Source organism: Roseibium porphyridii (assembly GCF_026191725.2).
GTDB lineage: Bacteria > Pseudomonadota > Alphaproteobacteria > Rhizobiales > Stappiaceae > Roseibium > Roseibium porphyridii.
In genome coordinates this window covers 665,541-692,534 of sequence record NZ_CP120863.1, presented here as the reverse complement: position 1 = coordinate 692,534, position 26,994 = coordinate 665,541, and the positions used below count along the sequence as shown (strand labels likewise).

20 protein-coding genes and 1 tRNA gene are annotated in these 26,994 nt (G+C 55.3%); 10 read left to right on the top strand and 11 right to left on the bottom strand.

The window, feature by feature from the left end; translation table 11 throughout:
- Positions 1–79 precede the first annotated feature (79 nt).
- The 4 genes from K1718_RS03315 to K1718_RS03300 all read right to left on the bottom strand — a co-directional run bounded on the left by K1718_RS03315 (position 80) and on the right by K1718_RS03300 (position 5,169).
- Entirely contained in the window at positions 80–1,237 is a 1,158-nt protein-coding gene (locus K1718_RS03315) for a DUF1513 domain-containing protein (protein ID WP_265679753.1), read from the bottom strand.
- Positions 1,218–2,291, bottom strand: a complete 1,074-nt coding sequence (locus K1718_RS03310; RefSeq protein WP_265679754.1) for an imelysin family protein — start codon at positions 2,289–2,291, stop codon at positions 1,218–1,220. The genes K1718_RS03315 and K1718_RS03310 overlap by 20 nt, the downstream gene beginning before the upstream one ends.
- On the bottom strand, positions 2,291–3,820 hold the full coding sequence (locus K1718_RS03305) for a di-heme oxidoreductase family protein (protein WP_265679755.1): 1,530 nt from the start codon (positions 3,818–3,820) through the stop codon (positions 2,291–2,293). Before K1718_RS03305 ends, K1718_RS03310 begins: the two co-directional genes overlap by 1 nt.
- Before the next feature lie 86 nt (positions 3,821–3,906).
- Positions 3,907–5,169 carry an imelysin family protein gene (locus tag K1718_RS03300; protein ID WP_265679756.1) on the bottom strand — a complete coding sequence of 421 codons (1,263 nt, stop codon included), beginning with the start codon at positions 5,167–5,169 and terminating at the stop codon, positions 3,907–3,909.
- A 306-nt stretch (positions 5,170–5,475) separates the two neighbouring features.
- Between K1718_RS03300 and K1718_RS03295 the strand changes: the two genes are divergently transcribed.
- Both K1718_RS03295 and K1718_RS03290 read left to right on the top strand, forming a co-directional pair.
- The gene (locus K1718_RS03295) at positions 5,476–5,952 is read left to right on the top strand and encodes a tellurite resistance TerB family protein (protein ID WP_152499544.1); all 477 of its coding nucleotides are present in this window, start codon (positions 5,476–5,478) and stop codon (positions 5,950–5,952) included.
- Between the two features lie 92 nt (positions 5,953–6,044).
- A complete protein-coding gene (locus tag K1718_RS03290) occupies positions 6,045–6,797 on the top strand; it encodes a glutamine amidotransferase (RefSeq protein WP_265679757.1) in 753 nt (250 codons plus the stop codon).
- Positions 6,798–6,855: 58 nt separating this feature from the next.
- Here K1718_RS03290 and K1718_RS03285 read toward each other — a convergent pair whose 3' ends face one another.
- The 3 genes from K1718_RS03285 to pyc all read right to left on the bottom strand — a co-directional run bounded on the left by K1718_RS03285 (position 6,856) and on the right by pyc (position 12,783).
- Positions 6,856–8,421 (bottom strand): DUF1254 domain-containing protein, encoded by a 1,566-nt coding sequence (locus K1718_RS03285; RefSeq protein ID WP_265679758.1) that lies wholly within the window; start codon positions 8,419–8,421, stop codon positions 6,856–6,858.
- 133 nt (positions 8,422–8,554) lie between these two features.
- Positions 8,555–9,151 carry a cytochrome P460 family protein gene (locus K1718_RS03280; RefSeq protein ID WP_265679759.1) on the bottom strand — a complete coding sequence of 199 codons (597 nt, stop codon included), beginning with the start codon at positions 9,149–9,151 and terminating at the stop codon, positions 8,555–8,557.
- A gap of 191 nt (positions 9,152–9,342) precedes the next feature.
- Positions 9,343–12,783, bottom strand: coding sequence for a pyruvate carboxylase (gene pyc / locus K1718_RS03275; protein WP_265679760.1), 3,441 nt, complete (start codon positions 12,781–12,783; stop codon positions 9,343–9,345).
- Between the two features lie 823 nt (positions 12,784–13,606).
- On the opposite strand from pyc, the gene K1718_RS03270 reads away from it, so the two are divergent.
- The 5 genes from K1718_RS03270 to K1718_RS03250 all read left to right on the top strand — a co-directional run bounded on the left by K1718_RS03270 (position 13,607) and on the right by K1718_RS03250 (position 19,820).
- On the top strand, positions 13,607–16,765 hold the full coding sequence (locus K1718_RS03270) for a helicase-related protein (protein WP_265679761.1): 3,159 nt from the start codon (positions 13,607–13,609) through the stop codon (positions 16,763–16,765).
- Positions 16,765–17,166 (top strand): RNA-binding S4 domain-containing protein, encoded by a 402-nt coding sequence (locus K1718_RS03265; protein ID WP_152499538.1) that lies wholly within the window; start codon positions 16,765–16,767, stop codon positions 17,164–17,166. The genes K1718_RS03270 and K1718_RS03265 overlap by 1 nt, the downstream gene beginning before the upstream one ends.
- Positions 17,167–17,390: 224 nt before the next feature.
- Complete coding sequence (fdxA, locus tag K1718_RS03260) at positions 17,391–17,723, top strand: ferredoxin FdxA (protein WP_152499537.1); 333 nt, start codon at positions 17,391–17,393, stop codon at positions 17,721–17,723.
- A gap of 455 nt (positions 17,724–18,178) precedes the next feature.
- Positions 18,179–18,769 carry a CarD family transcriptional regulator gene (locus K1718_RS03255; RefSeq protein ID WP_152499536.1) on the top strand — a complete coding sequence of 197 codons (591 nt, stop codon included), beginning with the start codon at positions 18,179–18,181 and terminating at the stop codon, positions 18,767–18,769.
- 187 nt (positions 18,770–18,956) lie between these two features.
- Positions 18,957–19,820, top strand: coding sequence for an RNA polymerase factor sigma-32 (locus K1718_RS03250; RefSeq protein ID WP_152499535.1), 864 nt, complete (start codon positions 18,957–18,959; stop codon positions 19,818–19,820).
- Between the two features lie 76 nt (positions 19,821–19,896).
- Here K1718_RS03250 and K1718_RS03245 read toward each other — a convergent pair whose 3' ends face one another.
- Both K1718_RS03245 and K1718_RS03240 read right to left on the bottom strand, forming a co-directional pair.
- Complete coding sequence (locus tag K1718_RS03245) at positions 19,897–21,402, bottom strand: M48 family metalloprotease (protein WP_265679762.1); 1,506 nt, start codon at positions 21,400–21,402, stop codon at positions 19,897–19,899.
- Positions 21,403–21,510: 108 nt separating this feature from the next.
- Complete coding sequence (locus tag K1718_RS03240; RefSeq protein ID WP_265679763.1) at positions 21,511–22,389, bottom strand: hypothetical protein; 879 nt, start codon at positions 22,387–22,389, stop codon at positions 21,511–21,513.
- 296 nt (positions 22,390–22,685) lie between these two features.
- Here K1718_RS03240 and K1718_RS03235 point away from each other — a divergent pair.
- Positions 22,686–22,762 (top strand) — tRNA-Arg (locus K1718_RS03235).
- 92 nt (positions 22,763–22,854) lie between these two features.
- Positions 22,855–23,238: a VOC family protein gene (locus K1718_RS03230; protein ID WP_265679764.1), complete on the top strand. Its 384-nt coding sequence runs from the start codon at positions 22,855–22,857 to the stop codon at positions 23,236–23,238.
- 16 nt (positions 23,239–23,254) lie between these two features.
- On the opposite strand, the gene K1718_RS03225 is transcribed toward K1718_RS03230, so the two are convergent.
- Complete coding sequence (locus tag K1718_RS03225) at positions 23,255–24,217, bottom strand: sugar kinase (protein WP_265679765.1); 963 nt, start codon at positions 24,215–24,217, stop codon at positions 23,255–23,257.
- A gap of 96 nt (positions 24,218–24,313) precedes the next feature.
- Here K1718_RS03225 and K1718_RS03220 point away from each other — a divergent pair, with 96 nt between their 5' ends.
- Positions 24,314–25,075 carry an HpcH/HpaI aldolase family protein gene (locus tag K1718_RS03220; RefSeq protein ID WP_265679766.1) on the top strand — a complete coding sequence of 254 codons (762 nt, stop codon included), beginning with the start codon at positions 24,314–24,316 and terminating at the stop codon, positions 25,073–25,075.
- Positions 25,076–25,099: 24 nt separating this feature from the next.
- Here K1718_RS03220 and K1718_RS03215 read toward each other — a convergent pair whose 3' ends face one another.
- Positions 25,100–26,989 (bottom strand): bifunctional sugar phosphate isomerase/epimerase/4-hydroxyphenylpyruvate dioxygenase family protein, encoded by a 1,890-nt coding sequence (locus K1718_RS03215; protein WP_265679767.1) that lies wholly within the window; start codon positions 26,987–26,989, stop codon positions 25,100–25,102.
- Positions 26,990–26,994 lie beyond the last annotated feature (5 nt).

The window sequence follows — 26,994 nt, the reverse complement described above, 5'->3', positions numbered from 1 at the left end:
AACAAACATGCCTGATGAATTTGACAAAAGCAGGAATTGTCGCCGTTTCAAAGCCGATTTGCAGGATTTCAGTGCGAATTCAAGAAATGGAAGACATGTGATTGTCCCAGGCATACCCGGGCGGCCGGGCTATGACTTCGGCTGGAGCGTCAAGCTCTCCAACATAAGAAAGCGCGCCATTTCCGTCTGAAATCAGGAAACCTGCCTGATCGATCGGTGCGACACCGCACCCGTCGGGAATGGGTTTTGCCCCCAGAAAGGCTGAAGTTGACGTGTCCCAGAAAAGCGTTTGACCGCCACGCGGGGCAGACGTTGCAATCACACTGCCATCGTTGTTGGCAGTCACCGAACCGATGTAGTTTTCAAGTCCAATTGCAATGGGAGTCGGGATCGCCGTTGGACGAGGCGGTTGGTCCCGTTCAACAACGACGACCAGCGGCGGCGTTTCGTTTTCCGGCCCTTCGAACTGACCGCCAACCCATACTCTTCCGGCAGCGTCCATTGCCATATGGCGCAATGAAACCTGGTGCAGGGAGCGTGGCAGCGCTTGCATGGACAAAAGTTCGCCGGTCTCTACATCAAGAAAGGCGATCGACGGCGCCATGCTGTCGAGATTCAGCTTTTCGCGTGCCTTGTCCGGATGGGTTTCAATGCCACCATTTGCGACGATAAGCGCGCGTCCATCGGCGCTCATCAGAATGTCGTGTGGGCCAACTCCGAAAGTATCGAACTCTCCGATACGCTTTGGCTCGGCAGCACTCATGTCATAAACACCGACAACACCCCTAGCCCCATCGAAGTCGTTCTCAACCGAATAAAGCAGCCGTCCATCGGCCGAAAAACACCCGTGCCCATAAAAATGCCGACCCTTGGAGGCGGCCAGGACATGAGGTTCAACACGATCGAAAGGATGAATGACGACGGCAAATGCACCCGGACGCCTTGCAAATGCAACCCAGCGGGTCTTGTCGGGAGATATAGCTATCCCGTGCCCTCTGCCCGGCAGGGAGACTTCAGCCAAGACCTGACCAAGGTCGTCCAGAATGCCAATTCCAAAGGTTCCGTTCGCTTTTCTGAAGGCACTGGCAAAGAGAGGTACGTCCTCTTCGGCCTCCCGGCCGATAAGGCTCCCAGCCAGCGTTGATTTTGCAAAAACCGGCGTTGCCGCGAGGCTTCCCAGCCCGGCCAAAAACTGACGTCGGGAAAATGCCGTCGGCTTAGTCGCCGTCAAGCGCATTGAACCCTCCGGCGAGATCCAGCGCTCCGGCAAGTTCGAGAGCGACAGTATCTCTGATCGATTTGACGGTAATCGCAAGGACGCTCACCAGTTTGTAGCTGTCTCCCTGCCCGAATGAATTGCGCAGTGGGGGACTTAGCTGCGCTAAAATCTTCTGAGCGTTGCCGAACTCAAAGTTCAGCGTATCGAAAATCCACATGAAGTCCTGCGGCGTCAGGCTTTGCAGGTTCAAGCTTGACAGCGACTGCTCAATTCCCTGCAATTCGCTGGACAAGAATATGACGCCATTGCCCGAGCGCGAAAACGGAAAACGTCGGGGTTTGGCCTTCTCTTCAGAAGTTCCTAGTGCTGGCAAAAGATCCTGATCGCGCACAACAATCAGCCCAGTGACCAATGCGTTGAAAACGGATTCGATGGCCTCTTTCGAAGTCTGAAACCGCGCATCGTTGCCACCAGGTGTTAGCAAGATGTCTTTGAACCCGTCCGGGTTTGCCCAATCCGCCTCAAGGGCAATTGCGATGGTGTGTATATTCTGGGCGATTGCGAGAGCATAGTCGCACGTAAACTCCGAGTTTTCGTCCGATTTCCCCAGCCGCACTTCGCCGGTCTTGTCAAAAGCGATCAGCTCCAGAGCTGTCAGCCCCTGAACTGCAACACTCTTTTTCGCAAGACCGGCGGCATTGAGCGCGTCCTTGTCCTTGTTCGCATATAGTTTGCGAAGTTGCCGTGAACCTATGCCGCGAGGATCAGGCAGAAAGGCCAGACGGCTTAACCTGTCCTGATCAAGAAGTGGCCCGAAGCGCAAGAAGTGAATACGTCCAAAGTCATGAACGGTTTCGGAAAACACTTGTTGAAACTCAAGGCCGGCCGTCTCATTCGCATCGAGACAGACCGTTTCGACTGCCGTCGGAAGGCTCTGCGTCGAGGAGGCAAATTCCTGAAAAGCCGGCTTGATATAGCCGATGATCATGCTTTCAAGGTTGGACTTGTAATCCTGCGCCTGTGCCGAATCCGAAACAGACAGGACTATGGCCATCACAAGTATCAGGCGCATTACAGAGACTCCAAAAACCTGATCAGATATCGGCGGTCATCCGGAGACAGATTGACTACGTTGTTTCGCGCCTGCTCAGCCTCACCACCATGCCATAGCACTGCTTCAAGCAGGTTTCGAGCACGACCATCATGCAGGAACCGGGTGTGATTGTTAACTGTTTCAGTCAAACCGATACCCCATAGCGGCGGTGTGCGCCACTCCTGACCGGTCGCGTCGCCAACGGGCCGGTGATCGGCGAGGTCTGGACCCATGTCATGAAGCAACATGTCGGTGTATGGCCAGATCAGTTGGAACCGGTGAGCCGGATTTTCCGCAAATCGGCCGGTAACGAATTTCGGCTGATGGCAAGCGGTGCAACCGGAGGCGTAAAAAACTTCCTTGCCCTTGAGGACTTCCGGATCTTCGACATCCCGCCGCGCCGGAACTGCAAGGTTTTCTGAATAGAAGGTCACAAGTTCCATAACCGGGTCTGGCGCTTCCGATGGTCCAAGTTGAGCCTGCTCGCCATGCGGCATGGACAGGCACTCCGTTTGGGCCTGGGTGCAGTCACCGAAGTTGTTGGGTTTGTCCGGTGTGCTAATGCCGATGTCGCCTGCGAACGCGCCAGCTGTCTGTGCCCGGATGGTTGGATTCGAGGCCTTCCAACCAAACCGTCCGAGTGTCAGCTCATTGGTTTGCGGGTCCCGCACCTGACTGGGCCTTCCCGATATCCCGTCTCCATCCTCATCACTCGGGTCGGCAAGCGCTTCGATATCTCCGGGGTGGATCGCCTGCAACAACCCAAGCCCGATCATTGGCGGAGCAACTCTGGGCGAAATCAATGTTTCTGGATGCATGTCGCCATAACCAAGGTCACGGATATTATAAATTGGCTTTTGCAGAACAACGGTTTCACCGCCGTTCAGCAATATCTCTATGTCCTCAAATTCAATGTCGAACTTCCCTTCGCCGGACAATCCGGGAACCGCAAACGCCTGAAACTGACCCCCGTATGTGGGCTCAGGAATAGACAGAAGCACCTTCTGGGCTAAAGCCTGCCGCTGATCATCGTTTTGCGGAGGTATCGACAATCTCAAAAAGAGCGAAACCGCCTCGTCTCCCGTGCGAGGCGGACGGCCACGCCCATCCTTCAGATGGCAGCCCTGGCACGACCTTGCATTGTAGAGAGGCCCCAGACCATCAGATGCCTGAGTTGAAGCCGGTGAAGAGGCCCAGAGCTTCTTGAAAAGCCCGTTCCCGACCTTGAACAAGTGCTGCTCGTCGAAAGTGAGATTTGAATTGGAATGGGAAAAGGCATCTCTGCTTGGCCGTCGTTTTGAGGTGCCGGCGCCTCCCTGCATCTTCTCAAATGCCTCAGCTGTTTCAAAGTCCGTTGTCAGCTCAAGCACCCGCGCCGCCTTTAGCCGGTCGGCTTCGGAAAGATCGTCTCGATAGGAGAGAGCATCGGCGCCATAGGTCGGATATGCAGCGACCAGAAAAACAGAAACAGCGCCCAATGCGGCGCTCAGTTTGGGGACCAGTCCCATTGTTCGCATCCTGATTATGCCCGCGAGCCCCAATTCGCGGGTGTCAACACCAGGCGGTCCATCGACCGCCTGGTACACTCTAAGGCTTATTCGAAGACAGCGCCCGGATTGTCCAGGCTGTCTGAGCCTTCAAAGGCGATCTCGTCAAGCTCAAGCACCTTCACCACACGTTCGATGGAGGTCGTCTGGTCGACAAGCGCATCAACGGCCGCCTGCACGACAGCATTGCCTTCCTCGTTGCCCTCACCGATCATCTGGTCATAAGCTTCGCCGCCTTCAGCGCGGGCTTTCATGGCCTCAAATGCCGCAAGCGTTGCATCAAGTTTGGTTTTCATTTCTTCCGCAAGCGCAGGGTCTTTTTCCGCGACAAGTTCCGCCAGAGACGCTCCGGAAACATTGTTGCCGAGTGGGCTGCTGTATTCGCCGAAATAGACATTCCGGATCCCGACCACATCATTGTAGTGCGACATATGCGTGTTGTCGGAAAAGCAGTCATGCTCTTCCTCCGGGTCATGAAGCATCAGGCCAAGTTTCATCCGTTCACCAGCCAGTTCGCCATAGGAAAGCGAGCCCATTCCGGTCAGGATCGTGGCCAGTCCGCCAGTTTCACCCTTGCCGCCAAGTTCCTCGCGCGCAGCGCCACCAGGGGCCCAAGCAGCTGTCATTTCTTCCAAATCGGAAATCAGCAGATCGGTGACAGCCTTGAGATACTGAACACGGCGCTCGCAATTCTCGCCGGTGCAGTTTGCGGTATCGAAATCGGTTGCCGGACGGCTGCCGGCTCCAGCGTCCGTTCCGTTCAGATCCTGGCCCCACAGCAAAAATTCGATCGCATGATATCCGGTTGCAACATTGGCCTCCACTTCACCCGCTTCCTGAAGCGTGTTGGCCAACAGGTCGGCAGTGATCTCGGTCGCATCGACAGTTTCACCACCAACTTTCAAAGTCGGATTGGCGATAACATTCGCAGCGTAAAAATCATTTTCTTCAGATTCATCGCCATAAGACGCATCGACGTAATCGATCAGGCCTTCATCCAGCGGCCAGGCATTTACCTTGCCTTCCCAATCGTCGACGATGGCGTTACCAAACCGGTATGCCTCGGTCTGCTGATACGGGTTACGAGCCTCGATCCATGCGGCACGGGCAGCTTCCAGATTTGCTTCGGTCGGCTCTGCAATCAGCTTGTCGATTGCGCCCTTCAGCGTCTTGGCCGTCTCAAGCGAGTCAGCGTATTTTTGCTGGGCAATGTCGCCATATGTCGACAAAACATCAGCCGGAGCCGCGGACAATGCCGGCGTGGCAAAAAGTGTTGTTGCGGCCAAAAGGCCAAACTTAAAAGATTTCATTGGTCCATCCCGGTGTCTGCAGGCCTGCAGAAAATAAGTGTTTGCGGCAGGCCAATTCCGAAAACTTTGGCGGTCAGCGAGTGCTGCGCAGATCGTACGGAAACCATTTTATGAGGCAAAAAGTCAAGATAAAAATGCTAAAAAATCAATACTTTAGAACAGTTCCAAAAAGTTGACTGGGAAGTGTAAGTTTAACTACGCATATATAAGCCATAAATCAGACATCAATCCTTTGATGCTAGTGAGGGAATGGTATAGCAATAAAAATAGGCCGGATCGGACGCCGGAAAACGGGAAGAAAACAAGATGCTCAATGCACTGAAAAGCTTTGTACGGGAACTTACCTTCGGTGACAGTGGTGAAAAGACTTTCGCTGAAGACGACAAACGACTTGCAGCTGCTGCGCTCCTGTTTCATCTGATCGACATTGACGGTGTCATTGAAGAGAGCGAAAGCCAAAAACTTCGGCAGATACTCCAGAACCATTACGAACTGTCGGACAAGGAAACGACCGAGCTTATTTCAGCCGCCAAGCAGCGGGACGAGGAAGCCGTCGACCTTTATGGCTTCACATCGGTGCTCAAACGCACCGCGGACGAAGACGAGCGCCTCGCGATCGTCGAAATGATGTGGGAGATCGTCTATGCGGACGGTCACGTCCATGAATTTGAAGACAACACGATCTGGCGTGTTGCGGAGCTTTTGGGCGTGTCGACCCGTGATCGCATGACGCTTCGCCACAAGGTTGCTCAAACCGCGCCGGAAGCTGATGAAACCAGCTGACACCCTGCTAGAAGCAACGCCAGCTGTTCATTACTGACCGGTGATGCCCTACGGGACTCGATTTCCAAGATCACCTGCCTCATATTAAAGGCATGAAATTTCAGTCAAGTCAGGGCGGTCGCCCCAAAATTCTGATCATTCTGCACCAGGAGCATTCTTCACCAGGCCGGGTCGGTCAGGAATTGGTGAAACGGGGGTTTGCGCTGGACATCCGCAAGCCGAGATTTGGCGACACTTTGCCCGACACAATGGACGGGCACGCAGGCGCGGTCATTTTTGGCGGGCCAATGAGTGCCAACGACCCGGATGCGTTTGTCCATAAGGAGATAGACTGGATCAGCGTTCCGCTGGCCGAGCAAAAGCCATTTCTGGGCATATGTCTGGGTGCGCAAATGATGGTGAAAAACCTTGGCGGCACCGTATCCGGACACCGCGACGATCTCGTCGAGATCGGTTATTATCCATTGAAAGCGACCAAAGCGGGCCAGGCACTCATGAACTGGCCGGGAAAGGTCTACCAGTGGCATCGCGAAGGGTTCAGCCTGCCGCGTGGAGCAGAACTGCTTGCAACCAGTCCGACCTATACCAACCAGGCAATCCGTGTGGGACCGACCGCTTATGGCATTCAGTTTCATCCTGAGCTCACGCATCAGATGATGGTTCGCTGGACAACAAAGGGGGCTCCACGCATGGAACTCCCCGGAGCGCAACAGCGCCGCGATCACTTTGCAGGTCGACTGGTCTATGACCCTGCAGTTAAGAGATGGCTCGACGGGTTTCTGGATCACTGGATCGGATCCGCCGCAATGCCGAAGGTCCACTCGGCGCTGAAAGCAGCCGAGTGAACCCGCATTCCATGCAGAACCGATAATCAGATCGGAACGTCAAGACTGAGTTTATCGCTCACTCAAGCAACTCGATTTCACCAGGCTGCCACGTTTTTTCAAACCAGGCCTTCTCTGGTCCATAGAGACGCAGGATCGTGAACCAGCCCTTTCCAGGAATTGTCTCGATCCAGTTCTGTTCTTTTCCAGATGGTGCTTGCGGGCCAAAATAGAGCGTCACCGATCCGTCTTCATTTACAAGCAGCTCGTCACGTTTGTTGTTTTTGCTCGGAAAGGGCTGGCCGGTTTGCAGCTCTGAACGCGTTTGCGGGTCGTAGGCGACCACCGACCAGAAATCCTTGGCGGGCACGTTGGACGGAATTTCTAGCTTGTAGGACTTGGAGCCGTCGAGAAAGTCTCCCGATACGTCCGTAACGTTGAGCGCATATTGTGAGCCCTTGCCGGGCAGCTTCAGCACCATGGCGGGCGTGTTCACTGTCGCCATGTAGAAGAACATGGTTCTGGCATCCAGATAGCGCCCTCCGTTGCCCTTGTCCCGGAGCCACTGCCAGTCACCACCAATGAACGCGGTATACCATCCGCTATTTTCATAAAGATAAGCGCTCTTGTCGCGCGGCTTCAACCAGATGGACCTGGCCATTGCGTTTCCGACCGCAACCGCCTCAGTTAGCAATTGTTTCATCCGAGGGTCCGGATCGAACGGTTTTCCTTTTTCGATGCCAATTGCGGCGGCAAGCCCACGCAGTTCCGGATCGAAGGTGGAGATGGGTTCTCGGTCAATCACCGCATGCAGTTCGTTGTAGAACTCGAATGTATTGGCATGGATTGTATTGAAAACCTTTTTGGAGGCATTGATGAACTCCATTTCCGGTGGTGTTGCCTTGTTCTTCAGCGGATAGATCTTCAACCCGTCCCGATAGGACTGCACAGCAACATCCGTTTTTCCATCGACCAGAAATCCGCGCGCGATGAACCAGTTGATATAGCTGGTCGACTTCGACACGAAATAGGTTTCGCCATCGACCTCTGCTTCATAGCCACCAACCGGAGGATCGAGGTCCCCTTCATAGTCGGGTGGAAGTATCAGATATCTGCCACCTTCACCCTTGTCGGGGCCTGGGACTCCCATATCGGTTACAAATCGAAAATAGGCATCGTTCACGGTTGTCGGGCCCTGGCCCTTGGGCACTTCGATAACCACAGGGCCGTCGCGCTGAAGGTCCAGTATCGCCGTTCCATAAACTGTGTCGGTGTTACCGGTCAGGAACAACGGATTTGAATCCATAAGTTGTTCGAACACGGCAACCTTGTTGGGTGCGTCCAGCCCGATCTCAAGCAGGCCCCGGCGGATTCCCTCAATCGAAGTTGCCGGAATGAAGTTCAAAAACACCTCAGCACCGCGCATGAAGTCGAGAGCATCGAACATGAGGGTGCTCGTCTCAGGTGTCGGCCTGCCATCGATGAACTTGAGGGTGCCGAAACGGGTCTCGACTTCGTCGGGCGTCAAGATGTCTTCAGGGATCGGTGTATTGTATCCTGGTGGATTGACCGTTTTGTCGGATGCCAGACCTGGCGAATTGAGACAGAGACAAGCGGCAAACCAAAGACCAATTCGTTTCATCATTCCCTCCCGGAAGTCACACGGGCATTGCACTCGGCAGCCTTCGAACAACTGGAAGATGAAACTGAAAATGAATCAAGCTGGTGATTTTGACGGTGGAGCGTCATCGCTCCACCGATAGGTCAACTCATAAAGTTTACCTGATACGAGCGTCTTCGACCGGATAACCAAGACCGCCCTGCTCGCTAAAGTTTTCCAGGTGACATTCACTGCATGCGGTCACGACATTGACCGCTTGAGGGGCACCATTCGGCGCAACCATCATGTAGTACCAGTCACCGGTCTCCGGAGATGTACCAGCGCGCACCTTTTCCATCAGGAACAAAGGCCCCTTGCTGACTTTACCGTCATCGTTGATCGCAAAAGATTCCTTGGCGATCTTCGTGCCAGCCGGAACCTGAACATCCTCCGGCTTGTATTTCAGATATTCATCCGCACCAATCGCATTCACGTAGGTGACAAGGAAACGTCCCCCATGAAATCCGGGTGCTGCAGGAAAGGCGCTTGCCTTTGTCCAACCCGGATAATCATTGACAAAGTCTTCGGAGATCCAGCGTTTGGGGCCTTCTTGATATCCCGCCTGCAGATCGGCTTTCAGACAATCATAGACGCTTTCGGCTTCGTCGCCGTTGAGTTCATAGCCAGGCTTGTCGACATCGCAGGCAGCATGCGCTGTCGCGGAAATCAAAAGTGTCGCAAAAACGCCTCCCAGATAAATCGGTAGCTTCTTCATTTCTCTCTCCCATTGTAGCCAGCCCCGCGTAGAGCTGAAGGAAAGAAGCTTCCGGTCCAGAAAGGCGCACGCACAATTCACGTGGCCGGTGTCGACACGTGAAAAGCCGTGAACCTGAAGTTTTTCAGCTTAAATGACAGTAAGTTATGCCGCGGATCGCAGGAACTTGCGATCCGCTCAAGTCTGCTCGATCAGCTTTCGAACACCACCAGAAGGTCCTTGGCGTCAATTTGAGCACCGGGTGTCACCAGGATTTCGGCCACTTTGCCATCGCGTTCGGCATGCAGCGCCGTTTCCATTTTCATGGCTTCGATCGACACCAGAACATCGCCGGCCTTCACATCCTGGCCTGCGGCAATGGCAACAGTTGAGATCACGCCCGGCATTGGAGCCCCGACATGAGCCGCATTGCCGTCCTCAGCCTTGCGCATTGCAGCGGCACCCGTGGCGCCATGTGCCCGGTCCGGTACCTTGACGTTTCTCGGTTGCCCATTGAGTTCGAAGAAGACTTTCTTCTCGCCCTTTTCGTCCGTTTCGCCGATCGCCTGACAGCGAACCACAAGGGTTTTCCCCGGCTCCAGGTCAACCAGAACTTCGTCACCGGCTTCCAGACCGTAGAAATAGACCGGCGTCGGCAAGACCGAAGTCGGGCCATATTGTTGGAATGCCTTGTCGAAGTCAGTGAACACCTTCGGATACATCAGATAAGAGGCAAGCTCGGTATCGTCCACCTCATGACCCGTTTTTTCGGTGGCGGTCTCGCGCTCTGCATCCAGATCCGCTTCTGCCAGCAGAGACCCGGGCCGAACCTTGATCGGAGTTTCACCCTTCAGCACTTTCTGCTGAAGAGCATCCGGCCAGCCACCCGGCGACTGCCCAAGATCCCCATGCAGCATCTTCACGACGCTGTCAGGAAAGGCGACATCCTTCCCAGGGTCTTCGACATCCTTCACGCTCAGGTTCTGGCTGACCATCATCAATGCCATATCGCCAACGACCTTGGACGACGGGGTAACCTTGACGATGTCCCCGAACATCTGGTTGGCATCGGCATAAGCCTGTGCAACTTCGTGCCAGCGGGTTTCAAGACCGAGCGAACGCGCCTGTTCTTTCAGATTGGTGAACTGCCCGCCCGGCATTTCGTGAAGATAGACTTCAGAGGCGCCGAAACGCAGGTCACTTTCAAAGGCCCGGTACTGGGTCCGAACGGCCTCCCAGTAAAAAGAAATCTGGCGAATGGTCTTGGCGTCGAGCCCCGTATCGCGCTCACTGCCACGCAGTGCCTCGACAATGGAACCAAGACAAGGCTGCGATGTCAGGCCCGAAAGGGCATCCATCGCAGCATCAACCGCATCGGCACCCGCTTCGACAGCTGCCAGTATCGTCGCAGCGGCAATGCCCGACGTATCATGCGTGTGGAAGTGGATCGGCAGATCGACTTCCTGCTTCAAAGTCCTGATCAGCAGTTTTGCAGCTTCCGGCTTACACAGGCCAGCCATGTCCTTGATACCAAGAATATGAGCTCCTGCCGCTTCCAGCTCCTTGGCAAGACCGACATAATACTTGAGATCGTATTTCGGACGGGCGCTGTCCAGCATGTCGCCGGTGTAACAAAGAACACCTTCACAAAGTTTTCCCGACTCCTGCACCGCGTCCATGGAGACGCGCATGTTTTCGACCCAGTTCAGGCAATCGAAGACACGGAAAAGATCAATGCCGTTTTCGGCTGCCTGCTTGACGAAGAAACGAACCACGTTGTCGGGGTAATTCGTATAGCCTACCCCGTTGGAGCCGCGCAGCAGCATCTGAAGCAGGATGTTTGGCGCTCTTTCGCGGATCTGATGCAAGCGCTCCCAAGGGCTTTCCGTCAGGAACCGCATGGCAACGTCGAAGGTCGCACCCCCCCAGCATTCAAGGGAAAACAAGCTCGGCAAACCGGTTGCGTATGCATCAGCCACGTTGACGATATCATGGCTGCGCATGCGGGTGGCGAGCAGCGACTGGTGCCCATCGCGCATCGTCGTGTCGGTTATCAGCGCGCGTTTTTCCGCCTTCATCCAGTCGGCAAAACCCTTCGCGCCCAGTTCATCGAGCAATTGCCGGGTTCCAGCCGGTTTGTCGTCGCCGAAGTCAGGGACGATTGGCGCCGACGCGTCCTTGGGCGGCCGCTCCCGGTTTTTGGTTTCCGGATGCCCGTTGACGGAAACATCGGCAATATAGGTCAGCAGCTTGGTTGCCCGGTCCTGCCGTTTCGTCTGCTCAAAGAGCGCAGGCGTGTCGTCAATGAACCTTGTTGTATAGGCGTTGGCCCTGAAATCATCGTGTCCGATGATGTTCTCAAGAAAGACAAGATTGGTGGCAACACCGCGGATCCGGAACTCGCGCAACGCGCGGTCCATGCGTTTGCGCGCATCTTCTGCCGTCGGAGCCCAGGCCGTAACCTTTTCCAGCAACGGATCATAAAAACGCGTGATCACCGCGCCGGAATAAGCAGTGCCACCATCCAGGCGAATACCAAATCCAGTCGCGCCGCGATAAGCAGTGATGCGGCCATAGTCCGGAATGAAGTTCTGCTCCGGATCTTCCGTCGTAATCCGGCACTGCAGTGCGTGACCGTTGAGACGGATCATTTCCTGCGGCGGGACACCGCTCTCCGGTGAACCGATCTTGTAACCGTCGGCAATGTGGATCTGCGCCTGTACGATGTCGATGCCGGTGACTTCTTCCGTCACCGTATGCTCAACCTGAACGCGCGGATTGACCTCAATGAAGTAGATGGCACCCGTATCGGCATCCATAAGGAATTCGACCGTACCCGCACCGCGATAGTTGACCGCCCGGCCGATCTTCAGACCGTATTCGCAAAGTTCCTGCCGTTTCGCCTCGTCGAGATATGGAGCCGGTGCCCGCTCGACGACTTTCTGATGCCTGCGCTGAATGGAACAGTCGCGCTCAAACAGATGCACAACGGTTTCGCCATCGCCGAGGATCTGAACCTCCACGTGCCGGGCGCGCTGAACCAGCTTTTCAAGATAGATCTCGTCCTTGCCGAAAGCAGCCTTCGCTTCGCGCTTTGCGGCCAGAACTTCCTTTTCCAGTGTGGCTTCGTCAGGGATCACCCTCATCCCGCGGCCACCACCGCCCCAGGAGGCTTTCAACATGACCGGATAGCCGATGTCTTGTGCCTGCCGCCGGATTTCATCAATTTCATCTGGCAGCGGATCGGTTGCTGGCATGACGGGGACACCAGCTTCAATTGCAAGGTTCCGCGCAGCGACCTTGTTGCCCAATCGGCGCATAGTGTCGGATTTGGGGCCTATGAAGGTAATTCCGGCGGCTTCACAGGCGTCAACGAATTCAGGGCTCTCGGAAAGAAGACCATATCCGGGATGAATCGCATCGGCCCCGGAATGTTTGGCAACACGTATGATCTCGTCGATGGACAGGTAAGCCTCGATGGGGCCAAGCCCCTTTCCGACCTGGTAGGCTTCGTCAGCCTTGAATCGGTGCAGCGCCAACTTGTCCTGTTCCGCATAGATCGCGACGGTTTTCAGACCAAGCTCATTGGCCGCCCGAAACACCCGGATTGCAATCTCGGATCTGTTCGCAACGAGAATTTTTGCAATTGCCAAACGCCCTCTCCCCTAACTTTGAGACAAAATTCAGCCACTTTCGGCAAGATTTCTACTTTGGTAGGAGGCGCTTGAAAAGGGGCAGAAGGTATGTCCTTTTTTTAAGCCGGAGAATTTTTTTGCGCCTGCACCGCTAACCTATAGAAAATGAACACTAATCCGGCCTAAGTCTTCGACGGATTACCGCTTTCGAAAAATTTGCAGTGCAGCAAAACGGCAGCATTTTTCCTGCAATTGCAAAAATTTTGAGCGAACTTTTCGACTCTGAACCAAATTGAGACACTGTTCTGAACACCTTGTTGACTGCCTTTCGTTGGCACTCTGGAAACCGGTTCAAAGATCCGCACTGCCAGATGCCGACCCACCAAATCTGGTACGAACAAACCCGAAACTTGTCTGAATCAGCGATTCGTCCAGGCTTCGTTCACCCTGTGTCCAAAGGTAAACGGACAAGCCTCTAAGGTTATTCCCGCGATTTTCAGAATTTTAACACTTGACAATGACTCGACCCAAACTGCGCTCATCTGTAGATTTTGACTCAAGCTATTGGCCAGATTCAGGATTTTGTGCCCAAGACGACACTGCAGGCTACATGTCGTAGGGAACAAATCCTGAATCAGAAAGAGTCCGCGATTCGGTTTCGGTTTGTTCCAGAGTCGTTCTCCACAATTATTTTTCGATTGAAAAAAGAGGCGTTTTTGACCATTTGGATAGGGACACAACGCGCGACGGCGTGCTAGATACGCTCCACCATATCTAGGGCCCGTTCCAATGGCGTTCTTTCAGAGCGCCTTGCAAAAGAAAGCCAACCAAAACCACTTTCATGCCACGTCCCCAAACACTGCCGCTGCCGCCGCAAGCCCGGTCCCGTACTGTCACGGCCGTGCTCGGACCGACAAACACCGGCAAGACTCACCTCGCGATCGAACGCATGCTGGCGCAGTCTTCAGGCCTGATCGGCCTGCCCTTGCGCCTGCTTGCGCGGGAAGTCTACGGACGGGTGGCAGACCGGGCGGGCAAAGAAGCCGTCGCTTTGGTCACTGGTGAAGAAAAGATCATTCCGGACAATCCGCGGTTCTGGGTCTCGACAGTCGAGGCAATGCCGCTGGACCTCAAAACCGAGTTCGTCGCGATTGACGAAGTTCAGCTCGCTGGAAATCTGGATCGTGGGCACGTTTTTACCGACCGCATCCTGAATTTGCGGGGCATGTCGGAAACCCTGTTGCTTGGCTCGGCGACAGCGCGGCCGCTGCTGGAAAGGCTTCTGCCCGGCCTGAATGTCGTGACCCGGCCTCGCATGTCCATTCTGGGATATGCGGGTTCAAAAAAGGTGTCCCGTCTGCCCGCTCGCTCGGCGATCGTCGCGTTTTCCTCCGATGAGGTCTATTCGATTGCCGAACTCATCCGCCGGCAACGTGGCGGCGCCGCTGTCGTCCTTGGCTCACTGAGCCCGAGAACCCGGAATGCGCAGGTCGACCTGTTCCAGAATGGTGATGTCGACCACCTCGTCGCCACGGATGCCATTGGCATGGGCCTCAACCTCGACGTCCACCACATCGCCTTTGCAGGCAACAGAAAATATGACGGCTATCAGTATCGGCAGTTGACTGCATCCGAGATGGGTCAGATTGCCGGACGCGCCGGAAGACACACCAAAGACGGCACGTTCGGTGTCACCGGGCGGGTCGACCCGTTACATGACGAACTCGTCGAACAAATTGAAAGTCATCAGTTTGACAGCCTGAAAGTGCTGCAATGGCGCAACAGTTCTCTGGATTTTTCTTCCAGCGGCTCGCTTCGAAAAAGCCTGGATGCAGTGCCGAAAGAAGAGGGTCTCGCTAGGGCACCCACAGGCGATGACATCACAGCTCTTGAACATTTATTGCGCGACGCCGCAATATCTGACATGGCAAAAGGCGAAAAAGCGGTCGAATTGTTATGGGATGTGTGTCAGGTCCCGGATTATCGCAAGATTGCACCCGCGAACCATGCCGACCTGCTGAACACCATTTACAGCCATTTGATGCGTCATGATGTCATTGCTGACGATTGGTTCACGCGTCAATTGGCCTTCGCAGACCGCACAGATGGTGATATCGACACACTCGCAAACCGGATTGCTCACATCCGGACCTGGACATATGTCGCGAACCGCCCTGATTGGCTGGCCGATCCGGCTCATTGGCAAGGTGTGGCAAGCGGCATAGAAGACAAATTATCTGACGCCCTTCACGAGCGGCTGACACAGCGTTTCGTGGATCGGCGGACAAGTGTATTGATGCGACGTTTGAGAGAGAACGCAATGCTGGAAGCAGAAATTACATCGAGTGGCGATGTGCTCGTTGAAGGTCAGCACATCGGAAATCTGCTTGGCTTCCGCTTTGCCCCCGATGCGGCTGCCGAGGGACCGGATGGAAAGACCGTGCGCGCAGCTGCCCAGAAGGCTCTGACGACTGAGATCGAGTCTCGCGCGGAAAAGCTCGGCAAATCGGAAAACAGCGATTTTGTGCTGACATCCGATGGTGCTATCCGCTGGCGGGGCGAACCCGTTGCCAAATTGGTTGCCGACGAAGATCTTCTTGCACCAACGGCCCTCCTACTGGCTGACGATCATCTGTCTGGCCCTTCACGGGAGGCTGTTCAGAACCGCATCGACCTTTGGGTCAAGGCACAGATCGACACCTTGCTGAAACCGCTCGTGGACCTGAAAAACGGTGAAGACCTGGAAGGCCTTGCACGCGGCATCGCGTTTCGCATCGTCGAAGGCCTCGGCATTCTTGAGCGCCAGGAAGCGGCGGACGAGATCAGGCAACTCGATCAGGACATGCGTGCCTCTCTGCGCAAACACGGCGTTCGTTTTGGCGCATATACCGTTTTCGTACCCGCACTGTTGAAACCGGCCCCCAGCCAGTTGCTCGCACAGCTTTGGGCGCTGAAGCACGGCTCGCTCGACATGAATGGCATGGCCGAGTTGCCGCAGTTGTCCGCCTCAGGCCGCACATCAATTCCGGTTGATGAAAGCATCGACAAGGCGCTCTACAAGGTTGTCGGCTTTAGGGTCTGCGGCCCTCGTGCCGTGCGGGTCGACATTCTGGAGCGATTGGCCGATCTGATCCGGCCGTTGATTGCCTGGAAGCCACTTGATGCGGAGGTTGCGCCGCCGGAAGGAGCAATCGAAACCGGTGGCGGCTTTACCGTAACAGTTGCGATGACCTCCCTGCTCGGATGCGCCGGCGAGGATTTTTCCGCGGTTTTGAAATCGCTCGGGTACCGAGTTGAAACAAAGGAAGTGCAGCGCCCGGTCACTGTTAAGGCAGCGACTGAAGGACCCGAAACGACGACAGAAGCGGACGCTGACAAAGACGCCTCCACCACCGAAACACAGGAAGCACCCGCTCAGCCAGCCGAAGCTGATGGTGAGACCGACGCTTTGGCAGTGGCAGACGCGCCGGAAGCAACCTCCGGCGACAGTGCAGACACACAGGCTGCGGAGACACCTGCCGCGGAGATGGAACCAGCTGCTGAACAGCAATCAGAAAGCCAGACCAAGGAAGCGGAACCCTCTGCGGAGCCTGAAGCTGTTGAGGGCGACGCCCAGTCGGAGACTGACCAGACATCAGATGCGCCGACAGAGGTGGCTGCAGACGGTGAAGCGAGTGGAGGTGACCCGGAAACGGAAACAGTCACCATAGAAATCTGGCGACCTGGCCGGCATGATCGGCGCCCTCGAGGCCGCAACGATCAACGGCGTGGTGGAGACCGCAAATCCCACGGACCGAAGGGCGGACACGGCGACAAGCGCCACGCCAAAGGTGCTGGGAAAGGCGGTCCGAACCGGAACAAGGGCGGACATGGCGGCAAGGGTTACGACGGGGGCCACAGGCGCGACAAGACGCCAAAAGACAAGCCCATCGATCCAAACTCACCTTTTGCCGCCCTGATGGCCTTGAAGGAAAACCTGGACAGCAAGGACAAGAAGTAATTCCGGAGACCGGTGAATTCTCTGCCTCAGGCAGCCTGCGCATCGACAAGTGGCTCTGGTACGCCAGGGTCACGAAGTCCCGGTCTCTTGCGCAAAAACTGGCGACCTCCGGTCATATCCGGGTCAACAAGGAAAAAATCGCTTCTGCAAGCAAAGCAGTTAAGCCCGGTGATGTTCTGACCATCGCGCGGGAACGCGGCGTGCTCATTCTCAAGATCATCGCACTCGGCAAACGGCGCGGCCCTTACGAGGAAGCCCGTAAGCTTTATGAAGACTTGTCGCCTCCGCCACCTCCAAAGGCTGATCCTCCTACGCAGGCACCTGGCCAACGGGAAGCCGGGTCAGGCCGTCCGACCAAACGAGATCGCCGCAAGATGGATGCATTTCGCAGCGAAAGCTGACACCGAATGCGCCCAATCGCTCAAAAACGAAAAATCTTTCTCTTTCTCCGCCCAAATGCGTCATCGTGGGCGCTTGCGCCCGTCATCCAAAAACGATACCCAACGGCCTGAAGTAGATTTAATGTGCTGCTCCTGATAGATGAGCTGCACATATGACCGCCGCAACAAAATAAGGATGCTGTCCGAACGTCCTGTTACGGTTGCCGGCTTTTATGAGGATACCGATGACCTACGTCGTCACAGACAATTGCATCAAGTGCAAATACACCGACTGTGTTGAAGTGTGCCCGGTGGACTGCTTCTATGAAGGTGAGAACTTCCTCGTCATTAATCCGGACGAGTGCATCGATTGCGGCGTGTGCGAACCCGAGTGTCCGGCGGAAGCCATTCTTCCTGATACGGAGCCGGGATTGGAAAAGTGGATTGAGGTCAATGCCGAGTATTCGGAGAAGTGGCCGAACATAACCGAAAAGAAAGAACCGCTGCCCGACGCAGCTGAATACGACGGCAAAGAAAATAAATTCGAGAAATTTTTCTCGCCAAACCCGCCGTCTTGATTCGATAAACTTATGCGTGCGGCGCACCGCCGCATGCGTCAGCTATACTTACTTAATTTGTGATTCTTATAAGAAATTCAAACACCTGACTGATGGCCTCAGTGAGGTGCTATGTGTCATTTGCACATCAAAAAAGCACAACGCTTTAATTTTCCACAAAAGTATGTTACCTTTAGTGGATAGTCGCCAACCACGAGACCAACCCCAAAAACGGAGTCTTCCCAATCTGTTCCGGCTCATAACCACCGGACAGAGAAAGATCCCGGCAGCTCATGTGTGTGAATAAGGTTCTAGTGTGGAAATAGACGACTGACCAGCCCTGACGCGCCGCATATCAACAGGCGTTCCGTAAAGGATCGCTCGGCGGGGTACGTGTCGCATAAGAAAAGAGGATCGCTCAGCGATCCATCACCGGCCCACAAGGGCCGATTAACTGCGCAGGAGAGAATATAAGTATGGCAACGAACACCAAAAAGACCGCGCAGCGTCAAGGATTCAAGACCGGCGAGTACATCGTTTATCCGGCGCATGGCGTCGGCCAGATTACCGCTATTGAAGAGCAAAACGTGGCAGGTCACTCTTTGGAGTTGCTCGTTATCGTTTTTGAACAGGACAAGATGACCCTGCGCGTCCCGGTCGCGAAGATCACGTCCGTCGGCATGCGCAAGCTGGGTGATCCGGCAGCTGTCAAGAAAGCTCTGGAAACCGTTCGCGGCCGTCCGCGCGTCAAGCGCACCATGTGGAGCCGCCGTGCGCAGGAATATGAAGCAAAGATCAATTCCGGCGACCTGATCGCGATCTCCGAGGTTGTTCGCGACCTTTTCCGCTCTGAAAACCAGCCGGAACAGTCCTACTCCGAGCGCCAGCTGTATGAAGCAGCACTGGATCGTATGGCGCGTGAAATCGCAGCCGTGAACAAATGCTCTGAAACCGAGGCGATCAAGCAGATCGAGCAGAACCTGGCAAAGTCCCCGAGCCGGATTAAAGCTGCCGAAGCTGCCGAAGCCGGCTCGGATGATGACGAAGACAAGGAAGAAGCCGCTTAACAGCAGCGCTACTCCTAAAAAAGAACTTGGTAAGGCCCGGATTCGTCCGGGCCTTTTCATTTTTGAAGCAGCTGCTCGCGGACTTATCACGGAGAAGTGCACAAAATCTGCCTCGGCGACATTCGTAAGTGATCTAACCTGCACTTATGTACGTAGTATCCCCGATAACAGCGTCGGAGCGTCAGCAATGTCCATGAGCGAAAAACGTCAGCTCGTTCGAGCAGCAATGAAAGCCCCTTACCTGACACGTGAGGAAGAGCTCGAACTGGCTGTTCGATGGCGAGACGATCGAGATGAAAAGGCGCTTGAAAAACTGTCTTTGTCTCACATGCGCCTGGTGATTGCCGTCGCTTCGCGATTCCGCAATTTCGGCCTGAACCTCGGCGACCTGATTCAGGAAGGACATGTCGGCCTCCTCGAGGCAGCCGCCCGCTTCGAACCCGAGCGGGAAGTTCGCTTCTCAACCTACGCGACATGGTGGATCCGCGCCTCGATCCAGGACTATATCCTGCGAAACTGGTCGATTGTCCGCGGCGGCACCTCGTCCTCGCAAAAGGCGTTGTTCTTCAATCTGCGCAGGCTCCGCGCCAAATTGTCCGGCAATCAGACCCCGCTCACCGATAGTGAATTGCATCAGAAAATCGCAGACGCGATCGGCGTAAAACAGTCCGACGTGGCACTTATGAATGCACGCCTGTCCGGACCGGATACATCCTTGAACGCTCCGGTGACAGACACTGAAGGGTCAAGCGCCGACAGGCAGGACTTCCTTGTGTCCGATGCTCCACTACCTGATGAAATCGTCACTGGCAGCATCGATTCAGAGCGGCGGAGCCGCTGGTTGAGTTCAGCACTCAAGGTTCTGAGCGAACGCGAGCTGAAGATCGTTCGGGAACGCCGTCTTTCCGAAGAAGGAGCAACTCTTGAATCGCTCGGCACCAAGCTTGGCATTTCCAAGGAACGCGTAAGGCAAATCGAAAGCCGGGCAATGGAGAAGCTGAAATCAGCACTTCTGGCCGAGCAGCCGGATCAGGCGGTCTACAGCGCCTGACATCCGAGAGACGCTATTTGAAATTTTGACACTTCAAACACCTTAAGCCGGGAGTCACGCACTGCCGGCTTTTTCTTTAGTCAACCACAAGCTTGACGGCAGTGCCGGTCGGTATCGCCTTGTTTGGGCTGAGGTCATTCAAAATGGAGAAGAACTCAAGCCGCCTGGACGGCTCGACCCCACTCATGCCAATCGCAAGCTTGCGTGGCGTGTCGCCTGGCTGTGACTTAACGACCTTGATCCGCAGCGACCGCAACCGCGCCCGCTCTGTCGGTGTCAGCTGCTTGAAACTGTCGATGGTGGCGCGAAAATCTTCATCAAACGCCTGATTGGGCGACCTACTGGCAAATATGAACCGATAGCCCGTGCGCCCGATGCGCAGTACTGCAATCCGGAAAGACCAGCCTTGCGTGATTGCGGCGCCGGTGACACCCGGCAGACCATTGATCGTGGTCTCCCGAACGCTCTCGGGAAGCAGCCCGTTGATCCAACCGGATTTCATGTAGTCCACCAGGCTGGAATACCCGCTGACATCCGCGCCGTCGAAACGGATCGCCGTTCCCGCCCCGTTGCTGGCCAGCACGGCTTCGGGCGAGTTTTCAAGTATGTATCCCTTGGGTACGGTGAACCCGATACCAAGGGCCTTGTGAAGAAATGAACGTCCGCGGACAAACCCTTCCAACGGATCATCACCAAACAACATACCATTGATTTGGCTGAGATATCGATCGCGGTCACGCTCGCCAATTCCAGGTGCGCCGATCTGCCGTGCCGCACGCACCGCAATCTGCAACCGCTCGGGCGTCGAAGGGTGAGACGACAGAAAATCGGGCGCGGAGGATCCAGACCTGTCAGCGGACTGATACCCGGCAAAAGCAGCCATTGAACGCAGGAAGCGTGCTGCCGCATATGGGTCGAAACCGGCTTTCGCAAGCGTTTTGACGCCAATTGCATCGGCCTCCAGTTCCTGCACCTGGCTGAAGCGGGCAAAAGACAGTTGAGAGGAAATGATTGCCTTGCGGGCTTCTTCTGAATCCTGCACCACGTCGTTCAAGATCCGGTTGGCGAGTTGCTTGGCCTCAGCTCTCTGCTGCCGCTTTATGGCGTGGTTGGCGGTCACATGCGCCATTTCATGCGCAAGAACCGCAGCAACTTCCGACGTGTCGTTGGCAAGGGCCAGAAGGCCGCGCGTCACATAAAGATACCCACCAGGCAAAGCAAAGGCATTGATCGCCGGTGAATTCAGGATCGTGATCTTGTAACTCTGAGACGGATCGTCCGAAGCGGCAACAAGTCGGCCAACGACGCTCGCGACAGCACGCTCGGCTCCGGCGTCATTATAGACCCCGCCATAGGTGGCGACGACACGCGGATGTTCCCTGGCACCGATATCAGCCGACAGGTTCGGCCTGAGCGTTCCTGGAGCAACGGTGCTGACATTTGGACCATCACCGAGGAACTGACAAGACGCGACAACAAGCGCAAGACAGCCTGCCCGAAGGGCACGCAGCCAACTTCGGTCAGACCGGCGCCCGGTCTTTGCTGTAGCTCCACACAATGTGGAGCGTGCAAAATCTGTCACTCTTCTGGCCGTCACTTACTGACCTTTTTGTCCGGCTCATACGGCCATCTCACAACCGCAACACCACAAGCCAAATCGTCCATTTTCTCATGTTGGCGCCACCCCCGTTCAATTGAGAGGGGCAGACTCCAATACCACCAATTGCTCCGGATGATGGAGCGCAATATGCGGCCCGTCCTTTTCCTGCACGGTACCGCGCAATTCAACGGCGCGGCCTGTCAGCGCATCCACGTCCCAACCGGATTGGGCAAGTGCTGCATTGAAAGCCTCTTCATCCGAAACTTTCAACGTGGCTGTGAAATCCGTTTTCCAGTAATTTCCGAAGTTCAGATAGCGGGTTGTGCGGGTTTTTCCAAGGGAAACAACGCGTCCCCGTGCAATTACATAGTATCCGCTCATGCCGTTGAACGTCTTCGGTGCTTCGGTTGAAAACACGACCTGAGGCGCATTTTCCCGCCATAGCCCAACATCCGCCTTGCGGGCGTCCCTCTCAAGGCCTCTCAGTATATGCGCGCAACGACCACTTGAGTGCTGAGGCGCAAACAAAGCACCGCCCTCGCCAAGCAGTTCTGCTTGAAGAAGAGAAGATCCATGCTCGTCGGTACGTATGATCCAGGCCGGAACAAGACCCCATCGATTGACCGGACCAAGCGGGACCGCTTCCAAATCTTCACCCGACTCAATAAATGCCAATTGAGCTCGGTCTTCGGCAGACGACACACCACTTCCAAAGCGAAGCTCACCTGCAAAAAAGCGCTCACCCGACTCGGCGTAAAAGTGCCTGTCCTGATCATCATATCTGACAGAAATGGAAGAACTTGACGCGTCAAGACAGCTTTGCGCCGCACCCTGACTGTCCGGCAAGAAGGTGTCAGCAGCGCCAGCAGCAGAAGATAGCCACATTGCAGAAGCTGCAAAAGCGGCCCGAACTCCGGCGCGAAGGTGGCATTCCTTGAGAAACGCGGCACTTTCCCTAAAGCTGGTCACAGACCGCCCTCACCTCCGACCCGAATTGAACCTCTTCCTCAAAAAACGCACAGACGGCCCCCATCCTCGCCACATCTTGCATTTGCTCATGGCTTCACGACCGGAGACAGTGAGAAAGCGGTCACGACTGAAGTTCCTGCTAAGGGGCGAATAAGGCAAGTCCAAGACAAACTTGACAAAAAGCGACCACACAAGACCGAACCCGACCCGACATCTTCCAAATCATCAGACTTGGAAAACCACACATCCAACGCTCTCGCCAACCATTCAAAATCATGCTAAGCGACCCTATCAATGGCCCCGTAGCTCAGCAGGATAGAGCATCAGATTCCTAATCTGAGGGTCACAGGTTCGAATCCTGTCGGGGTCACCATTTTTCAGAAGTCCATTTCTTCATTGTGTTTGCCACAGTCTGGCAACACGGCTTGAGAACGCGAACCTCACCCAAATCCCGGATATCAAAAAATGCTCTCTGGCGTCTGTATTGGAACCAACGACATCGAAGCCGCCGGCATCTTTTACGACAAGGTGCTGGCAAAGTTGGGCATGCAGCGTGTGCTGGATGAGCCGCATGAACTGGGCTACGCAGGCAGCGATGGCCGGACCACAGTTTTCGTTGTTCTCCCCTTTGACGAGCAGCCTGCGACCTTTGGCAATGGCACACAGATCATGTTTTATGCGCCGGATGCCGACGGCGTAGACGCATTCCACGCAACCGCACTCGAGAGCGGGGGCACGGACGAGGGTGCGCCGGGACCACGCCACTATCACCCGGACTATTACGGAGCCTATGTCCGAGATCTTGACGGAAACAAGCTCAACGTATCCGTCGATCTTGCGGGTAAATGAAGACTGCCGAGGTTAATCAACCGGCAGTTTTCAGAACTGTGGTCCGGTCCGGAATAGCTTCAATCGCGCCATAACCGCTCACTGTTCCGGCTGCGACGATCGCAGCCCGTCTTGCGGCTTCCGTTTCATTTCCGGTTTCCAGAAGATACGCCAGAAAAGCACCGGCAAAACTGTCACCCGCCCCTGTGGCATCGACGGCATCCGCGTGCGGTGCCCTGATCTCAAACTGGTCCGCTGATGTTGCCAGGACGGCCCCCTGGTGGCCACGCTTGAGAAGAACAAATCTTGCGCCGTGACGCTGAAAATGCGCGATTTGCGCCTTAGGATCGCAAGTGCCCAGGAGAGTGTTCGCCTCATCATCTGACGGCAGCACTATGTCGGCCAAGGGCAAAAACGCTTCAATGGTCTGCCGGGCTGTGTCGAGAGACCATAGATTCAGGCGCAGATTCAAATCAAACGACACAAGCGTTTCACTGTCCTTTGCCAGCTTTGCCGCCTGAAGCACGGCCCGTCGCATTTCCGGGCTAATGGCAAGGCTAACGGCCGAAACATGGAGAATTCTCGCGTTTGCGATGGCGTCCTGGGGCAAGTCGGAAACAGAATAGTGGCTCGCGGCCGAACCGCGCCTTGCATAGAAGAACTGCCGCCCCGCCGGATGAGGATGGATAAAATTGACGCCGGTTGGATCTTCCGGCCGCACAAGGATGTTGGACCTGTCTATGCCTTCTTGGTCACAGAGCGCCAGGATGTCTTCGCCGAAAGGATCACTGCCGACTGCGGAAAGATATCCGGTGGCCCCTCCCTGGCGTGCTGCTGCCACGAGAGCGTTGAGTGTGTCACCTCCAACATTTTGCCGATAGGCAGGCCGCCCATCAATTTGGTCCGCCAGTCGAACCATCTCGATCAAAGGCTCTCCAAGGGCAAGTATCTGTGCAGTGGTCATGCCCGGATTAAAGAACCTCGTCTCAAGATTGTCCATGGATCGACGCCCAGACATGTCTGGCCAGATGACAAAATATGGGCTTAACTTCAGACAGTTTGTCACTTTTCCTCATGCGCAACAGGTTGAATTGAAATGAAAAATCCGAAAAACCTTTTCAAGGCCGCATTGCGTGCAAGGAAACACCAGCTAGGCATCTGGAATACGATTGGCGGTAATGCCGTCCCCGAACTTCTTGGAGGCGCGGGATTTGACTGGGTCCTGATCGATTGCGAGCATTCTCCGGTTGAAGCACTGGATGTTCTGCCCGCCCTCCAGGCAATCGCAGGCGACCCGACCACAAGCGCCGTTGTCCGCCCTGCCGCCAACGATCCAGTCCTCTTCAAAAGGCTGCTCGATTTCGGCGCACAGACGCTTATGGTCCCTTATGTGCAAACTGCGGAAGAGGCGGCGGCAGCCGTCAGTGCAATGCGTTACGCACCGCGCGGTATTCGCGGCATGGCCGGCATGACGCGTGCTACCCGCTATGGCAAGGTGGATGATTACTACAACATCGCGGAAGAAGAACTCTGCCTGATCGTCCAACTCGAAACCCAAACCGCATTGGACAATCTGGAAGCGATTTCCAAGACCGACGGTGTTGATGCCGTCTTCATTGGCCCTGCTGACCTGAGTGCCAGTATGGGCATCCCTGGTCAGATGAACCACCCCGACGTTCAATCCGCAATCAAAGAAGCGTTTGAGCGCCTCAAGGCAATGGGCGTTCCCTACGGTATCTTGACGCTCGATCCCGATGCAGCCGGAAGCTACATGTCGCAAGGCACCGCGTTCACAGCAGTCGGCGTCGATCTCGCACTGCTTGCAGACGCTGTCGCGACGCTCAAGGCACGGTTTTGAGGTGCATCCTGCAATTGGCGGCTTCTACGTGGCAGGCATGCCTTTGGCGAGCCCGGCTCGTTTTTGAGCGGCGATGCGAAACGGTGCATTTGGTGCACCAAAGCCCGAATATGCGGCATCCCGTTGCACGATTTCGATAAACAGGCCACCGGCGGTCTGACGCGAATAGAACTGAAAGAACGGTGCACCGTTTTCCTCGTCGTAAAGGATGTTTGCAGCTCTCAGCCGCTCCAACAGATCATCTGGAAAATCGAACCTAGCAGCCAGGTCGGCATAATAGTTGCCGGGTATTGGCAATATTTCAAAACCGTTGGATGACAGAGCTTCAGCGGCATCAAAAACGTCTTCGGTTGAAAAGGCCAGATGCTGAACGGCAGCGCCGAAGTGTTTCGCAGCAAAGGAGCCAGCAAGCGTCCGATGGGTTTCAGCGCCGTTCAAAGTTATTTTCGTCTTGCGGTCTTCGCTTTCAATTGCCTGGCTTCGCACCAGCCCATCCGGGTCGACCACGTCGATCATGGGCAGTTTTTTCATTTGAAACAACGACGTGAAGAACAGCGACCAGCTAAGCATGTCCTGATAATTCATCGTTTGAGCAATATGATCGAATGCTTTCAAAGGACCTTCTGTAGCAGCAGCGGTCGGTTTACCTTCAAACTCCTGGTGCCAGACCTCCGCCAAGCCGCTTTCAGCATCGATAAAATGAAAGACTGAACCGCCAAGGCCTCGGATAGCCGGTATGTCCAGTTCGCCAGGGCCCAGAGGCTGCGCAAAAGGCTTTGCACCAAGTGTGCGGGCACGCCGAAGGGCATCGCCGGCTGAGTTCACACGCAAGCCTATATCGCAGACCGAAAGACCTTTGGCGCTCCAGACGGCCCCGGCATGTCCTGCTGTTTCAGAATTGACCACAATTCTAATGTTTCCCTGCTGCCATAGAGCGATAGCCTTGTTCCGGTGAATGCCAACCCGGCTGAACCCCAACTGCATGAGCAGATCGGACAGGAAGGTGAGCTCGTCTCCGCGCGCCGCAAATTCGATGAACTCGATACCCTCCACAACAACACGTTCTGGAAGATCAGGCAGGTCGATTGATGCTTCCGGCTCGACGCGCCGCACATCGTCCATCAAAGCCATCAGCGATCTGTAACCATCCAATGCAACAGTCGATGGGTTGCCGCCCCGAAACTGATCATTGAAAATCTCAAGGCTCACCGGGCCGTCATAGCCGGTGGCAGCAACCGCCTGCATGAAATGTTTCACATCAAGATCGCCCTCACCCGGCATATTGCGAAAGTGACGAGACCAGTAGAGCAGGTCCATCTCTATAGCTGGGGCATCGGCAACCTGAACAAAGAAGATGCGGTCGCCGGGAATTGACCGAATGGACTCCGGGCTCAGTTTCCTTCCCAACGTATGAAAACTGTCCAGGATCAGACCGGTATTGGGATGATTTGCGCGGCGAACGATTTCCCAGGCATCGCGGTGGTCATTCACATGACGTCCCCACGCAAGAGCTTCATAGCCGACACGCAGGCCACGTTCAGCTGCTCTTTGGCCAAGTTCTCTCAAATCATCGGCAGCACGGTCTATCCCACCAAGGGAAGCCGGATGGACGGAAGAGCAGATCAGCACGAGGTCTGTCCCCAGTTCCTGCATCACATCGAACTTGCGTTCCATGCGGTCGAAAGCTTTGCTGCGCAATGGTTCCGGCAAGCATTCAAAGTCCCGGAATGGCTGAAACAGCGTTATTTCCAGACCAAAGTCGCGAACCATGTTCCCAACGTCTCTCGGCGTGCCGTCATGGGCAATGAAATCCTGTTCGAAGATCTCCACACCGTAGAAACCGGCGCTGGAAATCGCCTTCAGTTTCTCAACCAGATTGCCCGAGATGGACACAGTTGCAATCGACGCCTTCATGATCG

What these genes read in the sequence shown, in the direction of transcription:
- fdxA (WP_152499537.1), top strand. Translation starts at nt 17,391, where the DNA reads ATGACCTACGTCGTCACAGACAATTGCATCAAGTGCAAATACACCGAC.
- K1718_RS03250 (WP_152499535.1), top strand. Translation starts at nt 18,957, where the DNA reads ATGTCCATGAGCGAAAAACGTCAGCTCGTTCGAGCAGCAATGAAAGCC.
- K1718_RS03305 (WP_265679755.1), bottom strand. Translation starts at nt 3,820, where the DNA reads ATGGGACTGGTCCCCAAACTGAGCGCCGCATTGGGCGCTGTTTCTGTT.
- K1718_RS03225 (WP_265679765.1), bottom strand. Translation starts at nt 24,217, where the DNA reads ATGGACAATCTTGAGACGAGGTTCTTTAATCCGGGCATGACCACTGCA.
- K1718_RS03290 (WP_265679757.1), top strand. Translation starts at nt 6,045, where the DNA reads ATGAAATTTCAGTCAAGTCAGGGCGGTCGCCCCAAAATTCTGATCATT.
- K1718_RS03285 (WP_265679758.1), bottom strand. Translation starts at nt 8,421, where the DNA reads ATGATGAAACGAATTGGTCTTTGGTTTGCCGCTTGTCTCTGTCTCAAT.
- K1718_RS03295 (WP_152499544.1), top strand. Translation starts at nt 5,476, where the DNA reads ATGCTCAATGCACTGAAAAGCTTTGTACGGGAACTTACCTTCGGTGAC.
- K1718_RS03230 (WP_265679764.1), top strand. Translation starts at nt 22,855, where the DNA reads ATGCTCTCTGGCGTCTGTATTGGAACCAACGACATCGAAGCCGCCGGC.
- K1718_RS03300 (WP_265679756.1), bottom strand. Translation starts at nt 5,169, where the DNA reads ATGAAATCTTTTAAGTTTGGCCTTTTGGCCGCAACAACACTTTTTGCC.
- K1718_RS03315 (WP_265679753.1), bottom strand. Translation starts at nt 1,237, where the DNA reads ATGCGCTTGACGGCGACTAAGCCGACGGCATTTTCCCGACGTCAGTTT.
- K1718_RS03280 (WP_265679759.1), bottom strand. Translation starts at nt 9,151, where the DNA reads ATGAAGAAGCTACCGATTTATCTGGGAGGCGTTTTTGCGACACTTTTG.
- K1718_RS03255 (WP_152499536.1), top strand. Translation starts at nt 18,179, where the DNA reads ATGGCAACGAACACCAAAAAGACCGCGCAGCGTCAAGGATTCAAGACC.
- K1718_RS03215 (WP_265679767.1), bottom strand. Translation starts at nt 26,989, where the DNA reads ATGAAGGCGTCGATTGCAACTGTGTCCATCTCGGGCAATCTGGTTGAG.
- K1718_RS03270 (WP_265679761.1), top strand. Translation starts at nt 13,607, where the DNA reads ATGCCACGTCCCCAAACACTGCCGCTGCCGCCGCAAGCCCGGTCCCGT.
- K1718_RS03220 (WP_265679766.1), top strand. Translation starts at nt 24,314, where the DNA reads ATGAAAAATCCGAAAAACCTTTTCAAGGCCGCATTGCGTGCAAGGAAA.
- K1718_RS03310 (WP_265679754.1), bottom strand. Translation starts at nt 2,291, where the DNA reads ATGCGCCTGATACTTGTGATGGCCATAGTCCTGTCTGTTTCGGATTCG.